The organism is Nostoc sp. (assembly GCF_036917775.1).
Taxonomy (GTDB): Bacteria; Cyanobacteriota; Cyanobacteriia; order Cyanobacteriales; family Nostocaceae; genus Nostoc.
Map to the genome: position 1 here is coordinate 1 of NZ_JBALEQ010000013.1, position 21,178 is coordinate 21,178.

At 40.7% G+C, this 21,178-nt stretch carries 14 protein-coding genes and 6 pseudogenes; 13 read left to right on the plus strand and 7 right to left on the minus strand.

All coding sequences use genetic code 11. The annotated features are described in order from the left end of the window. Positions 1 to 51: 51 nt before the first annotated feature. From V7K69_RS01305 to tnpA, 3 pseudogenes are all read right to left on the minus strand, one after another. Positions 52 to 237: pseudogene (locus V7K69_RS01305) on the minus strand (HU family DNA-binding protein); the annotation flags it as partial. A gap of 220 nt (positions 238 to 457) precedes the next feature. Continuing rightward, positions 458 to 541, minus strand: a pseudogene (locus tag V7K69_RS32855) (IS200/IS605 family transposase); the annotation flags it as partial. A gap of 190 nt (positions 542 to 731) precedes the next feature. Further along, positions 732 to 1,067 (minus strand): annotated as a pseudogene (gene tnpA / locus V7K69_RS01310) (IS200/IS605 family transposase); the annotation flags it as partial. Between the two features lie 53 nt (positions 1,068 to 1,120). Between tnpA and V7K69_RS01315 the strand changes: the two are divergent. Next, entirely contained in the window at positions 1,121 to 2,296 is a 1,176-nt protein-coding gene (locus tag V7K69_RS01315) for an RNA-guided endonuclease InsQ/TnpB family protein (protein WP_335030729.1), read from the plus strand. A gap of 23 nt (positions 2,297 to 2,319) precedes the next feature. Here the strand turns inward: V7K69_RS01315 and V7K69_RS01320 are convergent, their stop codons facing one another. Both V7K69_RS01320 and V7K69_RS01325 read right to left on the minus strand, forming a co-directional pair. After that, positions 2,320 to 2,604: a Crp/Fnr family transcriptional regulator gene (locus tag V7K69_RS01320; protein ID WP_335030762.1), complete on the minus strand. Its 285-nt coding sequence runs from the start codon at positions 2,602 to 2,604 to the stop codon at positions 2,320 to 2,322. Positions 2,605 to 2,634: 30 nt separating this feature from the next. Beyond that, a pseudogene (locus V7K69_RS01325) lies at positions 2,635 to 2,742 on the minus strand (Crp/Fnr family transcriptional regulator); the annotation flags it as partial. Positions 2,743 to 3,003: 261 nt separating this feature from the next. Here V7K69_RS01325 and V7K69_RS01330 point away from each other — a divergent pair. Further along, positions 3,004 to 3,845: pseudogene (locus V7K69_RS01330) on the plus strand (IS982 family transposase). Positions 3,846 to 4,239: 394 nt separating this feature from the next. Here the strand turns inward: V7K69_RS01330 and V7K69_RS01335 are convergent. Beyond that, on the minus strand, positions 4,240 to 6,390 hold the full coding sequence (locus V7K69_RS01335; RefSeq protein ID WP_335030763.1) for a GumC family protein: 2,151 nt from the start codon (positions 6,388 to 6,390) through the stop codon (positions 4,240 to 4,242). 267 nt (positions 6,391 to 6,657) lie between these two features. Then, positions 6,658 to 6,948, minus strand: a pseudogene (locus V7K69_RS01340) (IS1 family transposase); the annotation flags it as partial. Positions 6,949 to 7,976: 1,028 nt separating this feature from the next. Between V7K69_RS01340 and V7K69_RS01345 the strand changes: the two are divergent. From V7K69_RS01345 to V7K69_RS01395, 11 genes are all read left to right on the plus strand, one after another. Next, positions 7,977 to 9,323 (plus strand): glycosyltransferase family 4 protein, encoded by a 1,347-nt coding sequence (locus tag V7K69_RS01345; RefSeq protein ID WP_335030730.1) that lies wholly within the window; start codon positions 7,977 to 7,979, stop codon positions 9,321 to 9,323. A gap of 343 nt (positions 9,324 to 9,666) precedes the next feature. Continuing rightward, a complete protein-coding gene (locus V7K69_RS01350; RefSeq protein WP_335030731.1) occupies positions 9,667 to 10,095 on the plus strand; it encodes a hypothetical protein in 429 nt (142 codons plus the stop codon). A 38-nt stretch (positions 10,096 to 10,133) separates the two neighbouring features. Continuing rightward, positions 10,134 to 10,979 carry an ABC transporter permease gene (locus tag V7K69_RS01355; RefSeq protein ID WP_335030732.1) on the plus strand — a complete coding sequence of 282 codons (846 nt, stop codon included), beginning with the start codon at positions 10,134 to 10,136 and terminating at the stop codon, positions 10,977 to 10,979. 15 nt (positions 10,980 to 10,994) lie between these two features. Then, entirely contained in the window at positions 10,995 to 12,275 is a 1,281-nt protein-coding gene (locus V7K69_RS01360) for an ABC transporter ATP-binding protein (RefSeq protein ID WP_335030733.1), read from the plus strand. Between the two features lie 19 nt (positions 12,276 to 12,294). Beyond that, a complete protein-coding gene (locus V7K69_RS01365; protein ID WP_335030734.1) occupies positions 12,295 to 12,804 on the plus strand; it encodes an acyltransferase in 510 nt (169 codons plus the stop codon). Between the two features lie 133 nt (positions 12,805 to 12,937). Beyond that, on the plus strand, positions 12,938 to 13,975 hold the full coding sequence (locus V7K69_RS01370; protein WP_335030735.1) for a Gfo/Idh/MocA family protein: 1,038 nt from the start codon (positions 12,938 to 12,940) through the stop codon (positions 13,973 to 13,975). After that, complete coding sequence (locus V7K69_RS01375) at positions 13,972 to 15,066, plus strand: DegT/DnrJ/EryC1/StrS family aminotransferase (RefSeq protein WP_335030736.1); 1,095 nt, start codon at positions 13,972 to 13,974, stop codon at positions 15,064 to 15,066. Before V7K69_RS01370 ends, V7K69_RS01375 begins: the two co-directional genes overlap by 4 nt. A 12-nt stretch (positions 15,067 to 15,078) precedes the next feature. Next, positions 15,079 to 15,774: an acyltransferase gene (locus V7K69_RS01380; RefSeq protein ID WP_335030737.1), complete on the plus strand. Its 696-nt coding sequence runs from the start codon at positions 15,079 to 15,081 to the stop codon at positions 15,772 to 15,774. 1 nt (position 15,775) lies between these two features. Beyond that, complete coding sequence (locus tag V7K69_RS01385; RefSeq protein ID WP_335030738.1) at positions 15,776 to 16,750, plus strand: NAD-dependent epimerase/dehydratase family protein; 975 nt, start codon at positions 15,776 to 15,778, stop codon at positions 16,748 to 16,750. Continuing rightward, positions 16,743 to 17,945, plus strand: coding sequence for a DegT/DnrJ/EryC1/StrS family aminotransferase (locus V7K69_RS01390; protein WP_335030739.1), 1,203 nt, complete (start codon positions 16,743 to 16,745; stop codon positions 17,943 to 17,945). Before V7K69_RS01385 ends, V7K69_RS01390 begins: the two co-directional genes overlap by 8 nt. 207 nt (positions 17,946 to 18,152) lie before the next feature. Next, the gene (locus V7K69_RS01395) at positions 18,153 to 21,176 is read left to right on the plus strand and encodes a N,N-dimethylformamidase beta subunit family domain-containing protein (protein ID WP_335030740.1); all 3,024 of its coding nucleotides are present in this window, start codon (positions 18,153 to 18,155) and stop codon (positions 21,174 to 21,176) included. Positions 21,177 to 21,178 lie beyond the last annotated feature (2 nt).

The following is a 21,178-nucleotide window of genomic DNA, read 5'->3' on the forward strand; positions in this document are numbered from 1 at the left end:
TTCATCGGTTCAAACTGCTGAAATACTTACTATGTATACATTTTATCAGTTTTAAGCTCCGGTTTTTTCTGAGTTTGTGAGAAATCCGGGTGTAGTATCAGACTGTTTTCCAGCAGAGAATGCAGGCACAATGGTTGCTGGAATTCTCATTGGCTCATTGGTTTTCGGATTACGCCCTTCGCACTCTGAGCGATACCTTCGGCACACTTCGTGAACGCGCCGCTCAAATGAGTCAAACCGTTAAATTAAAACTAGAAAAATCCGGGCAACCTTTATCTTTTTTTTTCTAAATTGCATAAACGTTCGCGATCGCACAATTTAACTAATTTCAGCAGAAGTCCCACGTCTCACTCTTAGGAGCGTGGGATGAGTGCGCGTGAGTTGACGACTGTCCTCTGACCAATATTGAGCGTAAGCGAAATCAATGGATTTGGACATGGAGGAAACGAGCAAATTCTTACGTTGATTCTGTGGGTGATTCTTGTGCTTCAATGTATTTTCTGAGTGTAGAGACTGTAACACCACCACAACTAGCAACAAATTGAAGAAGGCAGAAGGCAGGAGGCAGAGGGCAGAAGGGACAATTAAGAAGGGGATTCAGACCCCTCCTTAATTGGGGCCACTGAACTTCGTTTCAGTGGGGGTCTTAAACCCTTACTCCCTCCGGTCGTGGCAGAGTGCAGAAAACAGTATTCCTTCTGCCTCCTGCCTTCTGCCCTCTGCCTTTCTTGATAAGAACCACTCCAAAATACGTCTTTCCAGTAAAAACTTTCTAGATGTTCTGCAAACTCTTGCCGGAGTTTTCTAGATGATACAGACTTCAAATTATTTACTAATTTGCTCAATTCAACATCTGGGTGGTACTGAAAGAGTAGATGTACGTGATCCTCTTCACCATTAAACTCTACCAGCTTACAATCCCACTTTTCTAGTAATTCTTGCATTACAGCATTTAGCCTATCCAGCATAACTGAAGTGAAGGCTTTACGCCGATATTTAGTAACCAACACTAAATGTACCTTCAGATCACTAACAGACCTTCCTTTGGAAACAAAATCATTTTTCATGTTATGTCTAAATCAGTGTATACTAAAAAATTAACACTTATTTAGTCGAACAAGTGAAAACATCATACCAGTACAGATTAAAGCCAACAAAAGAACAAGCTGAAAAAATTGATAGCACATTAGATATGCTGCGTTACCAATATAATTATCAGCTTGCTCAAAGGTTTGACTGGTATGAGCAAAACCGTTGCTCTATAGATAGATGTTCTCTAATTGTTTGTCATCTCCCAGAGCTAAAAGGTCAACCTAATAGGTTTAGTCAGCAAGCAACGCTAACCCAGCTAAAAAAAGACCGTCCTTGGTACAAAAGCATTCATTCTCAAGTTTTACAGGAAGTCCCTAAAAAAGTTGAGATAGCTTTTGACCGTTGGCTAAAAGGCTACGCTACTGGCAAACATAGCGGTAAGCCTAGATTCAAGGGTAAAGGGCAATACAAGACTTTTACCTACCCACAATTCAAAAAGGAGCATTTTCAAAACGATAAAATAACATTGTCAAAGATTGGTACAGTCAAGGTAATTATTCACCGTCAAGTGCCAAAGAGTTTTGATATTAAGACTGTTTCTGTTACCAAAAAAGCTGATGGCTATTATGTAACTCTGAGCTTAGAAGATAAAACTGTACCGACAATTAAACCTGATTTTAACGCTAACAATATTATTGGAATTGATGTCGGACTAATAGATTTTATTGTTACCTCAGATGACGATAGGATAGCAGCACCAAAGTTTTTGCGTAAAGCTGAACGTAAATTAAAGTCGGCACAGCGCAGAGTATCAAGACGCAGAAAGGGTTCTAATCGTCGTAAAAAAGCTATTCAGAAGTTGGGCAAACAGCACAAAAAAGTAGCTGATACTCGAAAAGATTTTCATTTCAAAACTGCTAATAAACTACTCAAAAAGTATGATGTTATTGCAGTAGAAAAACTAAATATTAAAGGACTGGCTAAGTCACGACTTGCTAAAAGTGTAAACGACGCTGGTTGGGGACAATTTATTTCGATACTGACAGTCAAAGCCGAGAACGCTGGACTGAAAGTGATTGCTATAAATCCTAACGGCACTAGTCAAGAATGCTCTAGTTGCGGCACTAAGGTAATAAAACCACTGTCAGAAAGAATGCACAGATGTCCTAGCTGTAAGATCAGTTTGTGCAGGGATCTGAATGCTTCTATAAACATAAAGGCGCGTGGGACACACGCCCTCAAAGCTCAATCAATGTCCTCATAGAGGAGTCGTTGAGAAGCCCACACTCACCCGAAGGGGAGTGTGTGGAGTATGTCACTTGTTGTACCGTTGATCTCAATTATTCCTTCTTGACTGAGTTTATAAAAGGTACGCGACAGAGTTTCGGGAATTGTACCTAAAAGTGCGGCGAGTTGTCCTTTGGGTAAATCTAACTCGAAGACATCAGCTTTGCCTCGGCGATCGCTTAAATTTAATAGGTAGTGCGCCAACCTTTCAGGGACTTCTTTAAACGATAGCGTATCAACTAAATGCGTTAATTTTCGCAAGTGTCGAGCAAAGGTTCCCAGCATCGCCAATGCAAGGGTTGGGTGTTGCTGCAAAACTAACAAAAATGCTGTTCTAGGGATAAAAACAACTTCGGAATTTTCTAATGCCGCAGCTGAAGCTGGAAAACGCCCGCCATCGAAGGTAGGTACTTCGGCAAAATATTCTTCAGCCCCAAATCACCTGAGTTCGATGTGAGAAAATAAGCTATAAATAGCTGCTCATAAGAGTTAGAGGTTTTTTTTGGGCTTGAGTGATTGTCAATAATTTTAAGCTATTGATAAAAAATTGCTAGTTAATAACTTCAATAAATAAATTTTTTAACAAAATCCTAAGTAATATTACCAGTAACCATCAATATCGTCCCAAAGCTCTGAGAATAAAGTAATTATTTCAGATAATTATTTTAGAGAGAGGAATAGATAATGGAATTAGAAAAGTTGTTTTGTGAAATAGATGATTTTTGTGTAATTTTTGAAGAGGATTTTAAGTCTAAAGTTATTGCCTCTCAAAAGCAAAAAAGAGAAAGAAAAAGTCAACTCTCTTTAAGTGAAGTCATGACAATAATAATTTATTTTCATCATTCTAATTATCGAAACTTCAAAAGTTATTATCAAGATAATCTGCTGAAGCATTATCAAAAACAATTTCCATGCTTGGTAAGTTATAACAGATTTGTTGAATTAATGCATCAGGCTATAATACCTTTAATCTTATACTTAAATTCTCGCAAAGGAAAGATTACTGGTATCAGTTTCATTGACAGCACATCTATTCCAATTTGTCATCCAAAGAGAGCGAAAAGAAATAAGGTCTTTAGAGGCTTATCAGGTTGGGGAAAGAGTTCTGTCGCTTGGTATTTTGGGTTAAATCGCTTCATTTAATTATTAATGAGCAAGGAGAGTTATTAGCTTTTCAAATAACTCCTGGAAATACAGATGACCGAGTACCAGTTCCGATATTAACTCAAAATTTATGGGGTAATATTTTTGGAGACAAAGGGTATATTTCTAAAAAACTATGGTCAGAACTTTGGTCAAAGAATATCAAGCTAATTACTCCCTTTAAGAAAAACATGAATAATAAGTTGGTTGAGTTATGGGAAAAACTGATGTTACGTAAAAGGTCATTAATTGAAACTGTTAATGACCAATTAAAAAATATTTCTCAAATTGTTCATTCTCGCCATAGAAGTGTTAAGAATTTTATGGTTAATCTACTTGCAGGTTTAATTGCTTATACTTTTCAAGAAAAAAACCCTCTTTAAAGCTAGATAATAATGAAGCCGAAAATTTACCTGCTTTGTTAGTTTAATTACTCTTCTTATTGAAGTAAATTATTCAACTTAAATTTTCCAAAATAGCAGTTTTTGGATTAGCTTATTTTGACTATTAATTGTCAATAAGAATCACTAATTGATAGAACATTGGCTAAGACTCATTTTTAAGCGTTTCTGTTATATCGAACTCAGGTGGCTAGGTAGCTCAAAGCCTTGCTTCACAGTCTATTTCACTTTCTGTGAGAATTGCACTGGCCCAAACCCTTATAAATTTGTTGTTCAAATTTCATCTTATCTGCGAACCCACACCAACACTTGCAAGGTTAGATGTAATGGTTAATACATAATAGTCTCAGCCAGATGTTAATTTTCAGACATCCCCTTACGTTTTTTGACCGTTACAAACTATGCCTAATATATTTAGCCGAGAAATTTTCAGGTTATCTAAAGCGACTTTTAGCATTGAGGAATTTGTTTTATGAATCCTGGCTACTATCAAAAGCCCGTCAGTGTGGGGTACTATTAGGCTAGTATCGGCTAATCCCACCAAGGGAGGAACATCATAAATTACTAGGTCAAAATTGTTATGTAAATCTGCCATTAGTTGCTTCATTTTTTGAGATGAGAGCAACTTTGTAGGATCGGGTGGTATTGGACCAGCGGTAATTACAGATAATTGGCTCATAGAAGGTAGCTCTCGTATTACTTCTCCCACTGACAAGTTTGTAGAAATTAAATTACTTAATCCGAATAGATTATTTAAATTTGATAGGTCGTGAATTGTAGGTTTACGAAAATCAGCATCTACAAGCAGGACTCGTTGCCCCATTGTTGTAGCTATTTGAGCTAGATGGAGAGCAATCGTAGACTTCCCATCACCAGGCATAGCTGAACTAATAACTATGGAGCGAATTGGATGATCAGAACTCAGTAGTTTGATATTGGTATGAAGTATCCGTAGGGCTTCTAAAAAGCCAGTAGAACAGTCGCCATACTCTTGATCTGGTAAAACAGCTAACCCAGGAATTCTCAGAGAAAAAGGATTATCTATATTTGCCAAGGGGATCTTTTGATTAAAAGTGCGGTTTTTCTTACTTTGAACTTGCTTTTCAAAAGGAATATTTCCTAACAATGGCTGTTTGAGCTTTTTTCTTAGCTCATCAACAGTATTGTAGGTATTATCTAACTTTTCTAAAAGTAAGACAATCCCAATTCCTGAGAAGATGCTTGCAAATAGTGCCACGACAAAGCTGCGTTGGCTATTAAATGAAGAAATAGGAACATCGGGTGTAGTTGGTGCTTGAAGTAATTGCCAACCAAGCTCTGTTTGGGATATTTCAATTTGCAGATTTTCGCGGGTTAGTAAAAAGCGATTTAAACTCTCAGTAGCAATTTGTAATTTGCGCTGTAAGTCATTGTATTGTCGAGTTAAAACTGGCAGTTGGTTGCGCCGTTGTGCAAGGCTACGTTCTATTTTGGCAAGTTCTTGGCTTTGTACTTCTAACGTCTGAATTTGCGTCGCTACTTCAGCAAATTTTACACCCAATAAGCGCTCTGACTCTTGACGTAACAAAGGTAAAAGACTAGCTCGTTTCTTTTTTAATGTTTGCAGCGTTGGATTTTGTTCTTGCAAACGAGTTGATTCTGTAGCAATCTGAACATCAAATTGGCGGATTTGAGTAATCAACTGTTGATATAAAGGAGCACTATTCAGCGTTGTCGTTGCTCCATTTTTTCCTTGCAGGATAGCAAGATTAGCACGAGATTGGGCTAACTGTAGATCAATTGTTTGTTTATTTTCATAAAAGTCAGCAGCTTGTGAAGCAATTTGTGTTCCTTGGGCTTCAGGGTTGCTAAAATTGTACTTTTGTCGAAAAACTTGCAATTCTTTTTGGATCTGATCAACCCGATTTTGTATAGATGGCAATTGTTTTTCAATGAATTTAACCCCTTGACGTAACTTAGTTTGCCTTCTTACTTGACTATAGTCTAAGAAATTTTCTGCTAGACGCTCTAGTACAACTTGAGTTTGCTTGGAATTGCTACTTTGATAACGAACTTCTATAATCTTGGTTTCCCCTAACCGAATAATCTTCAAAGACTGGATAAGAGAATAATAATTTATTTCTGGATAGGAGGCTTCCAACTCTTTAAGAGTACTTCTGATCAATTCAGGGCTCTTAAGAACTTGAATTTGGCTTTCATAATCTAAACTAGAGTTCTGTGAGTTAGAGTCTTTGACGATATCTACAACTTTGGTGTCATCATTTACAGGTTCTACTAGCAGTTGAAAACTACCTTCAAATTCTGGAGGCTTCCGGTTTACTACCAAGTAAATCATTATAAGTGGCATCACAGCAATCGCTACACTTATCATGAGTAATGATCTTCGCCGTAAGATACTCAGAAAATCTTGAAAGTTCCAGCTGTCTTCTTGTTCTTCAGGCCAGGGAACAGGTTGATTTTGAGGAAATGGAGATACATAATTATTACTATGCTTGGAACTGGAGGATTTGGAAGAAGAATTCTCCATCATGTGCTTAATATTTGGTAATATACTGGACAGGATTAAGTAGAAAGAGTTTTAAAAATTTCAGTGAGGTAGGTTGGGCACAAATAAGAATCTATCCTATAATATTTATCTAATAAACTTATGATTAAATCCTAGTATTATTTCTTGAATGCAGGTTGCTATTTAGTGTTCATGAATAATATTTATTCAGGTAGAAATATTATAAATAGATTGGCACAAAAAAACCAAACTTATGTAAATATTGATCAACTACGATAAGGTGGTGCATCAAAGAAGTCTAGCGTAGATAGACAAGTTGTTCCAAGTCCATTTCTCATCAGTTAATCCCGCTCTCTGAGCCTCTGTCTTTCCTAACCGACTATTTTCCCAAATCCAGTTAAAATAGCTGACGACTAAACTTACCGTGACTTTCGTTTGTTCCCAAATCTTCGCAAATTTATTTTGTCTCCGATGCCATCGACCGATTTGTTGCCGGAAAATCCCGTTGGTTAGCTCCAATCGCTGCGTCTTCTCTTTTCCGATTTCATGATTGATTTGTGCTGGCAGGACGCGCTCATATTCTCGCCCAAGATTACCATATTTTGGGCTATTTTTATGGGATTTTTCTTAATATTCAACACTTGTGCATATATTGAGTGTATTTTAATACATTTGAGCTTAGATGTCTTTTATGCTACTGTTTCCTGTGTATGATATCTAAAATCTTGTTCAAAAATCAAATAGGAGTCCCAATAGCCGATAAAACGATTATTTTATAAAGTTTTAGATTAGATATACTTTAAAAATATGAATTTTTGATGAAGTAAATGATTCGATATGGAAACATGGTATTGTGAAAATCACAGTGTTGCATATCAAAAATAAATAAAGCTCAAAAGCTTTAGTTATAAAGTTGTATGTAACTAAAGAAACTCAAATAAATACTAAGGACTGCTCAAAACAAAAGATCCTAAAATCAAATTATGAATAGTGACTATAACTCCAGATATCTCAGTTGACTCAATCTTACTCACATAATAGAGAATGTCACTACCCATTGAATCTCTTTTTAGAACTTTAAGTAAGTACCAGCTCAACCTTTCAAAGACTTGCTTTACACATAAAAATACTACCTTCTCTCTAAAATAATTTGTTCTCGGCTAGAAGTTTTTTCATCATTTTTGTGTTCTCGTATCTGTTAGAGAAGTGTGTATATAAACTAGAAAGAGTTTCTGTTAGTTATCCTTAATAGAGTTATAATATCCTGCCTAAATGTGCAAGATTCAGGGGTATTTTAAGCTATTGTAGGGTGACGACTAGACTCTACTTTGGAGCGTGGACTAAACAAAATACAAGGTTTTCAGTTTAGTTAGGGTTTGCCAGGCTGTGGCTAACGTGCCTAAACAAAATTAGTCTTGATAGTACTTTATATCAATCACTTAATTTTCCGAAAATTGTAGTTTGTTGAGTCAAGCTTTTTTAGTGAATATTAAGCCAGACTTGTAAATTTTTACAATTAATATAGTCTGGATGCTTTTGCTAGATTATTTCTAGTTTATACAGGTTTTACATAACCGTTTTTTCTATTTCAGACGAGGCCATAGACTATGAGACTTAATCAATGGATTAATCAAAATTTTTTGAAATCCATTCATACTCCTTTAGATGCGAAAAACAAGCCCTATGTAAAATCTCAACAATCAATTAAATTATCTGTAGTAACCCAATTTTTCCCTCCAGATTATGCCGCTACAGGGCAGTTGATTGAAGAATTAGTGAAACAGTTAGGGCAGCAAGGAGTGGATATTGAAATTTTTACAAGTCAGCCAGGATATGCATTTCGTTCTGATACAGCCCCAGCAGTTGAATGGGCTGACCAAATCCGAATTCAGCGATCGCGCACTGCCCAACTCTGGCCGGGAAGAATTCGTGGTAAAGCTGTTAATGGCGTCCTATATACCTTACGTGCTACGCTCTATCTCCTCAAAGCTTGGCGTCGTAACAATATACTGTTATTAACTACAGCTCCCCCATTTTTGCCAGTGATTGGATATCTGGCTTATATTTTATTTAGATTGCCCTATGTCTGCATACTATATGACTTATACCCTGATATTGCGATTGCACTAGGTGTAATTCCAAAGCGTAATTGGCTAGTGCGCTTGTGGCGTGGGATTAACAAACATGTTTGGTTAAACGCCAAGGGAATTATAGTACTTAGCCCAGCAATGAAACAACAGGTAGTGGCACATTGTCCCCAAGTAGCTGATAAAATTTCTGTAATTCACAGTTGGGCTAACCCAGAAGCGATCGTGCCGATTGCTAAGAAAGAAAACTGGTTTGCTTGGAAGTATAACCTAGTTAACAAATTTACCGTCCTCTATTCTGGCAATATGGGTCGCTGCCATGATATTGACACCATGTTGGAAGCTGCAAAGCAATTGCAAGATGAGCCAATTCAGTTTGTCTGTATTGGTGGTGGTGCCAAACGTGATCAATTAATTATGGAAGTGGATTGCTTAGGGCTGAACAATTTTACATTTCTACCTTATCAAGATAAGCAAGTACTACCCTATTCCTTAACAGCTTGCGATCTATCACTAGTAAGTGTAGATGCAACTACAGAGGGTTTAGTTGTTCCTAGCAAACTATATTCAGCTTTAGCCTCTGGGCGACCAATAGCAGTCATTTGCTCCCAAACTTCATATCTCAGACAACTGATAACTGAAGCCAACTGTGGTGGGGCATTTGACAATGGAGATAGTCAAGGTCTAGCGCAATTTATTCGTTTTCTAAATCGAGATCCCCAACTAAGAGAGCAAATGGGCAAAGCAGGTCGTCAGTATTTGCAATCGCACTTCACACCTAAAGTTATCTCTCAACAATACTTGCATGTTTTGCAGCAGGTAGTATTTGATGAGGTAATTACCAGGACTCGAAGTGATGTAAAGTAAGCATATTTTAGGTTTATTGAATTTTTATGATTTTGATAAACCTTAAGCAACTTAAACTTAATCCATAAATGTTTGGTTATATGGTATAAAAATAAATATCATGATAACAATACAATATTAAAAGCTTTGAGTTTGGTAGGAGGATAACTATTTGAAAAATAAATCTTTTCATTTTTAATAATATGAAATTAATTAATGAATAATGAAAATACGAAAAAAGTCATCACTATAATTGAATATTTTTGCATTATTTTTTAGGAGTTGGGCTTCGATGGTCTTTTTGATCTCAGTCCCTCCAATGTAACCTTCTGGATTTCACTATTTAATCAAGTGGGAGGTCAAATTGCAGAGAAGGTGTGACCGAAATCGGAAACGTTCAAAACGACGGGCGATTTATTGTCCAGATCATGACTCCTACCTCGAAAGCAGAAGTAAAAAATATCAATTATTTGCCGATCGACCAGGCCAGTTACAGCAACGGGGTATGAGTAGACGCAGTGCATTGATGCTGGTGGCAAGCCAAACCGCAGTTACCATCGACGGAGAATGGTTGGAAGCATTTTGGTGCGATCGCTGCCAAGAAACAAAGTGGTATCACGTCTGCAAGTCGAACGAACGCACCTATAAAGTTTCCATAGCGCCTCGAGAGCTTTGGCAGCAGGTAACAGGAGTGATAAATCCTGAGGGAAACCCTTCGGTTGGAGAATTTACTCGCAGACAGGCAAAGATGCTTAACTATCAGAACATCAACGATTTTCAGTTTGTCAATTAATGGTTAATGCTTAAAAGCAGTGGTCTTTAATCAATATTATGAATAGTAAAGGAATTACCTCAAAGCCGGAGTTGATCATTGAAGCCGGACGTAGTGAGGAACAGTATTGGAAAGACCTGTGGCGCTATCGAGAGCTATTTTATTTTCTCGCTTGGCGTGACATTCTAGTACGCTATAAACAAACAGTAATTGGTATGCTCTGGGCACTCATTCGACCATTTTTGACAATGGTCGTGTTCAGCGTCATCTTCGGAAGTTTGGCGAAATTACCTTCAGAGGGTGGGGCACCGTATCCAATATTGGTATTTGCTGCCTTGTTACCCTGGCAATTTTTTTCTAATGCCCTAAGTGAGTGTAGCAACAGCCTAATTAGTAATGCAAACTTGATTTCTAAGGTCTACTTTCCGCGCTTGATTGTCCCTGCTAGCTCAGTGATTGTCAGCTTTGTGGACTTTCTCGTTTCTGCAATGATTCTCTTAGGGCTGATGGCTTGGTATAATTTTGTTCCCTCTTGGCGGATATTATCCTTACCATTATTTATTAGCATTGCCTTTGCTGCTTCACTAGGAGTCGGGCTGTGGTTGGCAGCTTTGAATGTGGAATATCGAGACTTCCGCTACATTGTGCCGTTTATTGTGCAGTTTGGTCTATATGTATCGCCCGTTGGTTTTAGTAGCAGTATTGTGCCAGAGCAATGGCGTTTGCTTTACTATTTAAACCCAATGGTGGGGGTGATTGATGGCTTTCGCTGGGCAATTCTAGGGGGAGAATCCAAACTTTACTGGACTGGATTCACACTATCTTTAGGATTAGTTGCTCTGTTAGTGGTAAGTGGCATTTGGTACTTCCGCAAAATGGAACGGACATTTGCTGACGTAATTTAGCAAGGATCTGTGCAGATGTCTGAGAATATGATCAGTGTAGAGAATTTAAGCAAAAAATATATTATCTCTCACGAACAAGAGGGAAGAACTAGCTACAAAGCACTGCGGGATGTAATTGCTGATGGTGCTACATCTTTTGCCAAGGCATTTATCAAACCGAGTGGCAAAAAAAAGCCCAACCCAGCGCGGGAAGAATTTTGGGCATTAGAAGATATTTCCTTTGATATTCAACAAGGTGAAGCGATTGGTGTTATTGGACGCAATGGTGCTGGTAAATCCACCCTCCTAAAAATTCTGAGCCGGATTACTGAACCGACCAAGGGACGTATCGCCATCAAAGGACGGGTAGCAAGTTTATTAGAAGTAGGAACAGGATTTCATCCAGAACTGACGGGACGGGAAAATATTTATCTCAACGGTTCCGTTCTGGGGATGAGTCGAGTCGAAATTAAGAAGAAATTTGATGAAATAGTAGCCTTTGCTGATATCGAAAAGTTCTTAGACACCCCAGTAAAACGTTATTCTTCCGGAATGTATGTCCGCCTTGCTTTTTCCGTTGCAGCCCATTTAGAGCCAGAAATTTTAATTGTTGATGAAGTTCTGGCTGTAGGCGATTCGGCATTTCAGAAAAAGTGCTTGGGGAAAATGGGTGATGTTGCAACTAAAGAAGGACGAACAGTTTTATTCGTCAGTCATAGTATGCAAGCTATTTCTCAACTAACTAAACGTTGCATACTACTTTCTAAAGGTAGCGTTCAGTTTGATGGTCATAGTGGCAAAGCCATACAATTATATCTAGCTGGTCAAAAAGATGATTCTGTCTTACCAGGTTATTACCAAGCTCCTATCAACAAAACTGGCAATCATCTAGCTTGGGTAAAGGCACACACCTCTGAAGAAGAAGGAATTCACTGTTGGGGAAAACCGATTACCTTTGAGTTTGCTCTTCATATAACTGAACCCCATGAAAGTCTGCGTTTTTCTTTTCAGATTGTAAATTTTTTACAGCAACCTATTTGTATCTTCTGGTTTTTCGAGTCCGATGCTCCGTTTCATCGAGAGGCAGGAACATTTATTCTTCGATGCGAAATTCCCAAATTTAGACTCTACATGGGTTCATACACCTTAACTACATGGTTCTCCAACCGTCGTAGCGAGACTCTGCTAGAAAATCTGAAGGAGATTTGCCAGTTTGAAGTGACCATGCACAATTTTGAGCGCCCTGAGTATCAATGGCAAGCTGATGAATGTACTTATTTAGAAGATGCTATTTGGCAAACTGTGGAAAAGTATTAATTTGAAGGCAGATTAAATAATGGCAGTAAATGATGATGTGAAGTTAGGCATAAACGTGAAGATTTTTCATCCCGATCTCGTCAACCTTTATGGTTGCGCTATTGGTGATGAGACCAAAATTGGTACATTTGTAGAAATTCAAAAAGATGTGATAATTGGAAGTCGGTGTAAAATTTCATCTCACAGTTTTTTGTGTGAAGGTGTTGTTTTAGAAGATGAAGTATTTATTGGTCATGGAGTCATGTTTACTAATGACCTTTATCCTCGTGCAACCAATGAAGATGGTAGTTTAAAAACCGAAGATGACTGGTATACAGTTAAGACTTTAGTCAAGCACCGGGCGTCTATTGGTAGTAATGCTACTATTTTGGCAGGGGTAACTATTGGTGAAAAAGCGATCGTCGGTTCTGGAGCAGTAGTAACTCACGATGTTCCCGATTATGCAATTGTAGCTGGAGTTCCCGCTCGTGTAATCGGGGATGTGCGCGATCGCTCTCAAAATCCGCAAATGTCAGTTAGCAGTTTGTGAAATCCTTGCGGCTGTGCTGTTTGAGCTATTTAAGTTTTGTACCCAATCTGTTTATATAGCAATTAATTATTTCCACCTGTGAGTGGCAATAGTTGATAGTACATAAAAAATAAATTCTGATTACTTAAAAGCAATGGGAAACATTATTAATATCGGTGTAATTGGTTATGGTTATTGGGGTCCAAATCTCGTCAGAAATTTTGTTGAGATCCCAGGAGTTAAGGTTAAAACAGTCAGCGATTTTAACCCCAAACTATTGGCAAAAGTGCAGACTCGATATCCGACAATTCAAGTTACTAAAGATTGTCAAGATATATTTACAGATCCCCAGATTGATGCTGTAGCGATCGCCACACCAGTTTCAACTCACTTTGAATTAGCTTTAGCTGCCTTGCAGGCTGGTAAACATGTGCTGGTAGAGAAGCCCATGACAACTACCTCCGAACAAGCAATGCGGCTGATTGAAGAGGCAGAAAAACGCAACCTAGTGTTAATGGTCGATCATACCTTTGTCTACACAGGTGCTGTCCGCAAAATGCACGATTTGATCGCCAGTAATTCACTAGGTGATATTTACTACTATGATTCTGTCCGCGTCAACCTCGGACTTTTTCAGCATGATGTGAATGTCATCTGGGATTTGGCAGTCCATGACCTTTCAATCATGAGCTATCTATTGCCATCTCAGCCTTATGCTGTCTCGGCTACAGGCATCAGCCACGTTCCTGGAGAACCAGAAAATATCGCCTACTTGACCTTATTCTTTGGAAAAAATCTCATTGCTCACATCAATGTCAATTGGTTAGCACCAGTAAAAATCCGTCGCACATTGATTGGTGGTAGTCAACGGATGATTGTTTACGATGACTTAGAACCAAGTGAGAAAGTCAAGATTTACGACAAGGGTATTACAGTTAATGGCAACTCTGAAAGCGTGTATCAAATGATGATTGGTTATCGCACAGGGGATATGTGGTCACCCAAGTTGGATATGACAGAAGCATTGAAGACAGAAGGATTGCACTTCATTAATTGTATTGAAAAAGGCGATCGCCCCATTACTGATGGAGAAGCAGGACTACGAGTAGTCAGAATTCTCGAAGCTGCAACCCAGTCTCTCAAGCAGCAAGGCCGATTAATTGAACTGAATATGGCAGAGGTAGCAGCGTGATTCCATTTGTAGACCTAAAAACTCAATACCTGAGTATTAAAGACGAAATTGATACTGCCGTCTTAAAAGTACTTGCAAGTACCCAATTTGTCTTGGGGAATGAAGTCAAAGCTTTAGAACAAGAGTTTGCAGATTACTGCAATGCCGATTATGGCATTGCTGTCAATACAGGTACTAGCGCCCTGCATCTAGCATTACTAGCAGCTGGCATCGGTACTGGTGACGAAGTGATTACTGTACCTTTCACCTTCGTTGCGACCACAGCAGCAATTTGTTACACCGGAGCCACACCCGTTTTCGTAGATATCGATCCTGTTTGCTATACAATCGATGTTAGCCAAATTGAAAAAGCGATAACTGAGCGCACCAAAGCGATTCTACCCGTACATTTGTACGGTCAACCAGCAGACATGGAGCCAATTTTAGACATTGCGCGCCGTCATGGTTTGGTTGTTATAGAAGATGCCGCTCAAGCTCATGGGGCTGAGTACAAGGGGCTACGGATAGGTAGTATCGGTGACATTGGTTGTTTTAGCTTTTATCCTGGGAAAAATTTAGGGGCTTATGGTGAAGGAGGTATGGCAGTCACCAATAATCCTGAATATGCCCACACTATGGGAATGCTGCGCGACTGGGGTCAAGAACGCAGATATCACCATGTTCTGAAAGGTTACAACTATCGTATGGATGGCATCCAGGGAGCGATTTTACGGGTGAAGTTACGCTACATCCAAGGATGGACAGAAGCCAGAAGAACACATGCAGCGTACTATGACCAACTTTTGGCAGAATCTGGTGTCAGTATACCTGCTGTGATGCCTTACAGCCGTCATGTTTATCATGTCTACGCGGTGCGATCGCCTCAGCGAGATGCCCTACAACAAAGTCTGCAAGAGCAGGAAATTCAGACAGGCATTCATTACCCAATTCCTGTGCATCTGCAACCAGCTTATGCCGATTTAGGATATAAACTGGGAGACTTTCCGCACTCAGAAGCAGCATCTAATCAGGTGTTATCCCTGCCTATGTATGCAGAATTAAGCACAGAGTCACAAACTCAGGTTGCTAAAGCAGTAATTAGCTTAACATAACTGAGGAATTCAATGTCCGATCCAGGTAAGACTAAGATAGTCAGAGCTATCCACGGTTTACAAACAGAAAAGCTAGACCCTGACTTTGAAATTCAACTAGCAGAATATTTAAACACTCAGTATGAACAAAAATCATTAATCGAATTATACGCACGCTTTGCTACAGGTGATGGCGACTTTGATGGGCTAATGCGGCGAGCTATTTGGCGAGCGGTAGCACGGAGATTTGGACATAACATTCGGATTGGCAATGGTGTAGGCTTTAAACATCTTGAAACCTTTGAAATTGGAAACCAAGTGTTTATTGGTTCACAAAGCTATATTCAGGGAAGGTTCGACGGTACTTGCATCATTGGTAACCATGTTTGGATTGGTCCACAGAGCTATTTTGATGCCCGTGATTTGATTATTGAAGATTATGTGGGATGGGGTCCAGGTGCAAAAGTACTGGGTTCAACGCATACGGGATTGCCAATTGATATTCCCATCATCCAAACAGATTTAGAAATTAAATCGGTAAAAGTCGAAACAGGAGCCGATATTGGCATGAATGCGGCGATCTTACCTGGAGTCACAATTGGCAAAGGCAGCATTGTTGGTGCTGGAGCAGTTGTGACTAAGGATGTACCACCATTTGCGATCGTTGCTGGTGTCCCAGCTAAGTTTTTACGCTGGCGGGAAGGATATGAACTATTGGAGAGTAAATAATATGCAAAATCAGCGAATTTTAATCACAGGTGGAGCAGGTTTAGTTGGCTCCCATATTGCCGATTTACTTGTAAACGAAGGAGTCTCGGAAATTATTGTCCTAGATAACTTCACTCGTGGACAACTGAAGAATCTGGCTTGGGCAAAAGAACATGGCCCTTTAGTAATCGTAGAAGGCGACATCCGCGATCAAAAACTTTTGGGTGAAGTCATGCAAGGTGTGGATATAGTCTTTCATCAAGCAGCAATCCGCATTACCCAATGTGCCGAAGAACCACGTCTAGCTTTGGAAGTGTTGGCAGATGGTACTTTTAATGTGTTGGAAGCAGCAGTGAAAGCTGGGGTAAAAAAGGTAGTCGCTGCCTCGTCAGCCTCGATATACGGCATGGCGGAGGAGTTTCCCACAAATGAATCTCATCACCCTTACAATAACCGCACCATCTACGGAGCGGCAAAGGTCTTTAATGAGGGCTTGTTACGGAGTTTCTATGATATGTATGGGCTGGACTATGTAGCATTACGCTATTTTAACGTCTATGGTCCACGCATGGATATTTACGGTGTATACACGGAAGTATTGATTCGCTGGATGGAGCGCATTGCAACAGGTCAGCCACCACTGATTTTCGGTGATGGCAAACAGACAATGGATTTTGTGTATATCGAAGACATTGCCAGAGCAAATATCTTGGCTGCCAAAGCCGATGTTACAGATGATGTGTTTAATATTGCCAGTCATGTCGAAAGCAGCCTGAACGACCTAGCTTATAGTTTAGCTAAGGTGATGGGTTCAGATTTACAGCCAGAATATGGGCCAGAACGCAAAGTCAACCCCGTGGCACGGCGATTGGCAGATGTGAGTAAAGCTAAACAACTCCTGGGTTTTGAGGCGCAGGTATCCCTAGAAGAGGGATTGCGTCGGCTAGTGAGTTGGTGGCGCGAACAGAAATTGGCAAAGGAAGCAAGCAATGTCTGAGAAAATCCAATCTATCCCGATCGCTAAACCTTGGATGGGTGAAGCTGAGGCGAAAGCAGCTAGCCGTGCGATTATGTCTGGGTGGGTAACACAAGGGCCAGAAGTCGCCGCCTTTGAGCAAGAGTTTGCCGCTTACGTAGGAGCAAACCATGCTTGTGCTGTCTCCAATTGCACCACAGCATTACATCTAGCGTTGTTAGCTGTAGGTGTGCAACCTGGGGATGAAGTGATTACCGTCAGCCATTCTTATATTGCCACCGCCAACAGTATTCGCTACTGCGGTGCAATACCAGTGTTTGTGGATATTGAACCACAGACATACAACATCAATCCGATGTTAATTGAGGATGTGATTAGCAAGCAGACTCGCGCTATCCTGATCGTCCACCAAATCGGGATGCCTTGCGACCTCAAAGCGATCTTGGATATTGCCCACCGTTACAATTTACCAGTAATTGAAGATGCAGCTTGTGCGATCGGTAGTGAAATTCTCTGGGATGGAAACTGGGAAAAAATTGGCAAACCACATGGGGATATCGCCTGCTTTTCTTTTCACCCTCGCAAAGTAATTAGCACTGGCGACGGTGGAATGCTCACCACAAATAATGCCGAATATGACAAGCAGTTTCGCCTATGGCGGCAACATGGGATGAGCATTCCCGATACTGTACGGCACGGTGCAAAACAGGTAGTATTTGAGTCATATCCGATACTGGGTTACAACTACCGCATGACTGATATTCAAGCAGCAGTTGGGCGAGAGCAACTCAAACGTCTTCCAGAAATTGTAGAACGGCGGCGTTATTTGGCACAGCAATATCAGGAAAAGCTAGCAGATATACCGGGATTAAAGTTACCGAGTGAACCAAATTGTGCAAAGAGTAACTGGCAGAGTTTTTGTCTACGCCTTACAGAGAAATACGACCAGCTACAAATAATGCAGCGAATGCTAGATGCTGGAATTTCCACCCGACGCGGGATTATGTGCGCTCACCGTGAAAGTGCTTATCAAACTGAACCTTGGTCATGTGGAGTAGAGCTAAAAGCTTGTGAGTGTGAAGTTAGTAAGTGCGATCGGCTTTCTGAGAGCGAGCAAGCACAAGATCACACTATCCTGCTACCCCTGTTTCATCAAATGACTCAAGAAGAACAGGATTATGTGGTGAAAGTTTTGAAAATGGCTTGTCAGATTTAAAGAAAAAAATTCCTTCCGTGGAAATTTATTCTACTTCACACAAGAAACTGATACCAATTTGAATAATTTTTGCGACACATTGATTCTTCATACAGAACATTGCCATGTCCCTAGCAATCTGTGACATTCTTTTTTCAAATTGGTATGAGAAGGTATTGGGGCAACGTTTTTACCATCAGTAATCATTAAACTTCATAGGAAATAGCTATGGCTAACCTTTTTACTAGTCAAGTCCCAAGCATTTCAAACTACACTGATAGCGTTCCCTACGAATTAGGGATGAAATTCCGCAGCAATACGAGCGGACAAATTAACGCCATTCGCTTCTGGAAAGCCCCTAGTGAAATAGGAACACATATTGGCAAAATATGGAATGCAACGGGAACGCTCTTGGCAAGCGTCACTTTTTCTAGCGAGACGGCTTCTGGGTGGCAAAGTCAGGCTCTGACGACACCACTTAACATTCAAGCTAATACAACTTATGTGGTCTCTATCAACGTAAACAGCTATTACGTCGCTACCTATGATGAACTGGGTAGCTCTATAGTCAATGGAAATCTTAGCTCAGTTGCAGATGGTAGCAATGGAGTGTTTAATGGAACTCCGGGAGCCTTCCCAAACGGTTCTTACCGGAATACTAACTATTTTCGTGACATCGACTTTGTAGCTGTTTCCTTGCCTACAATTACAAAGACTAGCGGCGATAATCAGACTGGCACAGCCGGAGCTGCATTGCCCAATCCCTTACTTGTTCAGGTTAAAGATGGTGCTGGAAATCCTCAGTCAGGGGTAACAGTGAACTTTGCCGTTACAAATGGAGGGGGTTCAGTCTCGCCAGCGAGTGCAGTAACTAATGCTAGCGGTCAGGCTAGTACCACATTAACTTTGGGAGCTGTTCTTGGCTCAACCCTACCCATAACAAATGCTGTAAGCGCAACGGCTGCCGGAATCGGTAGTGTTAACTTTTCAGCCACTGCTAGTCCCACAGGAAACACCCAAGTTATCCTTACAACTCAAGTGCCAAGTATTCCAAATGCCACTGATAACGCTTCCTATGAATTAGGTCTGAAATTCCGTAGCGCTAAAGGGGGACAGGTTTCTGCCATTCGCTTCTGGAAAGCCGCTAGTGAAACAGGAACTCACATTGGCAAGATATGGAATGCAACGGGAACGCTCTTGGCAAGTGTCACTTTTTCTAATGAGACAGCTTCTGGTTGGCAGGAGCAGGTTCTAGAAACGCCAGTAAACATTCAAGCTAATACGACTTATGTCGTCTCTATCAACATAAACGCCTATTACGTAGCTACTAATAATGAGCTGGTTAATTCTATAATTAACGGCGATCTTAGCACAGTAGCAGACGGCAACAATGGGGTGTACAATACGAGTCCAAATTCTTTCCCAACCAGTTCTTACCAGAATAGTAACTACTATTGCGACATTGCCTTTGTAGTCGGTAGTAACTTAGTTAAAATCAGTGGAGACAATCAGTTTGGTGCGACTGGAGCAGCTCTGCCTAACCCCCTAGTCGTACAAGTCGTAAACGCTCAAAATAACCCTCAGTCAGGGGTAACGGTGAACTTTACTGTTAGCAATGGCGGTGGGTCGGTGTCGCCCACTACTGCAATAACTAATGCTAGCGGTCAAGCAAGTACGATTTTGACATTGGGATCAGTACCCACTGCCCCTGGAGGAGTAGTAGTTACAGCGACAGTAGCAGGTATCGGCAGTGCAACCTTCTCGGCTTCAGCGACTCCGGCAAACCCTAATCCCATCTATTTGGAAAACCTAAATCCTGGCACTACTAACTGGAAGCTTGACAACCGGGGTAGTGGTGAAATCGCTGGCTATGCCTCGGCGACCAGTGTCAATAAAGGGGGATCTTTGGACATTAAGGTTTCTCTTGCACAATCTGGACAATATACCATCGATGTGTACCGCTTGGGCTACTATGGTGGCACGGGCGGTAGGCTGATAGCAAGCAGTGGTCCGCTCAATGGTACAACTCAAGCTGCCTGTACTCTAGATCCAGATACCCAGCTAGTTGAGTGTAACTGGACAACCTCATACGTTTTGCAGGTAGGCAGTAACTGGACTAGTGGTATTTATATCGCCAAGTTAACTGACCAGGCAAGTAGTAAAATAGCGCACGTATGGTTTGTCGTCCGCGATGACAGCAGCACTGCTGATATTTTATTCCAGAGCGCTATTTCTTGTGTCCTAGCCTATAGCACCACAGGTGGGCACAGCCTCTACACCTTTAACAGCGTTGGTGGTCAGAGAGCCTATAAAGTTTCCTATGACCGTCCATTTTCACAGGCAACTTATCAACAATCCTATGAGAACGACACACCCCTGCGATGGGAATACAATATGGTGCGCTGGCTGGAATCTCAAGGTTACGATGTTACTTACACCGAAAACATGCAGGTTCACACAAACGCACAAAGCTTGCTCAATCACAAAGTATTCTTGTCTGTGGGTCACGATGAGTACTGGTCTAAAGAAATGCGCGATCATGTCGAAACTGCTCGCAATACAGGAATTAATTTGGGATTTTTCTCTGCCAATACTTGTTACTGGCGAGTGAGGTTCGAAGATTCTACCCTCGCTGCTGGGCAAGTAAAGCCCAACCGAGTGATGGCATGCTACAAACAAGATTGGTCATTGGATGCAGTCGCCCAGCAGCAAGGGTCATCAGCAGCCACAAATAAATTCCGCAGTGCCCAAAACCAGCGGCCAGAAAACTCCTTATTAGGAGTCATGTACGGTAGTGACCTCGATGTATACGGTGGTTTTAATTTTGTTGTCAGTAACAGTAGCGATCCTTACTATGCAAACACGGGACTCCAGAATGGGGATCAGCTGGCTCTGTTAGTCGGCTATGAATGGGATTTTATCGTGAATAATGGCTCTAGTCCTTCTGGTCTCGTCACCTTGTCTCAGTCACCAGTCCAGCCCGCTAGCGTATTACCAAACTTTGACGAACCACCTGGGGAAGAAGCCCTCCCTGCCAACCAGGATTTTACTAAATCACATTCAACCCGCTATACAGCTAGTAGTGGGGCTAAAGTTTTCGCTTCCGGTACTATTCAGTGGGCCTGGGGATTAGACAGTGATGGGGTCAGCCCAGCTCGAGAAGATATTCGCGTCAAGCAAATAACTGTCAACATTCTATCAGATATGGGAGCTAAACCCCAAGCACCCAATGCAAACCTCATTGTTCCTTAAAG

Coding starts and splice junctions, on each gene's coding strand:
- V7K69_RS01320 (WP_335030762.1), bottom strand. CDS start 2,604: ATGCTGGGAACCTTTGCTCGACACTTGCGAAAATTAACGCATTTAGTT.
- V7K69_RS01335 (WP_335030763.1), bottom strand. CDS start 6,390: ATGGAGAATTCTTCTTCCAAATCCTCCAGTTCCAAGCATAGTAATAAT.
- V7K69_RS01345 (WP_335030730.1), top strand. CDS start 7,977: ATGAGACTTAATCAATGGATTAATCAAAATTTTTTGAAATCCATTCAT.
- V7K69_RS01355 (WP_335030732.1), top strand. CDS start 10,134: ATGAATAGTAAAGGAATTACCTCAAAGCCGGAGTTGATCATTGAAGCC.
- V7K69_RS01360 (WP_335030733.1), top strand. CDS start 10,995: ATGTCTGAGAATATGATCAGTGTAGAGAATTTAAGCAAAAAATATATT.
- V7K69_RS01365 (WP_335030734.1), top strand. CDS start 12,295: ATGGCAGTAAATGATGATGTGAAGTTAGGCATAAACGTGAAGATTTTT.
- V7K69_RS01370 (WP_335030735.1), top strand. CDS start 12,938: ATGGGAAACATTATTAATATCGGTGTAATTGGTTATGGTTATTGGGGT.
- V7K69_RS01380 (WP_335030737.1), top strand. CDS start 15,079: ATGTCCGATCCAGGTAAGACTAAGATAGTCAGAGCTATCCACGGTTTA.
- V7K69_RS01385 (WP_335030738.1), top strand. CDS start 15,776: ATGCAAAATCAGCGAATTTTAATCACAGGTGGAGCAGGTTTAGTTGGC.
- V7K69_RS01390 (WP_335030739.1), top strand. CDS start 16,743: ATGTCTGAGAAAATCCAATCTATCCCGATCGCTAAACCTTGGATGGGT.
- V7K69_RS01395 (WP_335030740.1), top strand. CDS start 18,153: ATGGCTAACCTTTTTACTAGTCAAGTCCCAAGCATTTCAAACTACACT.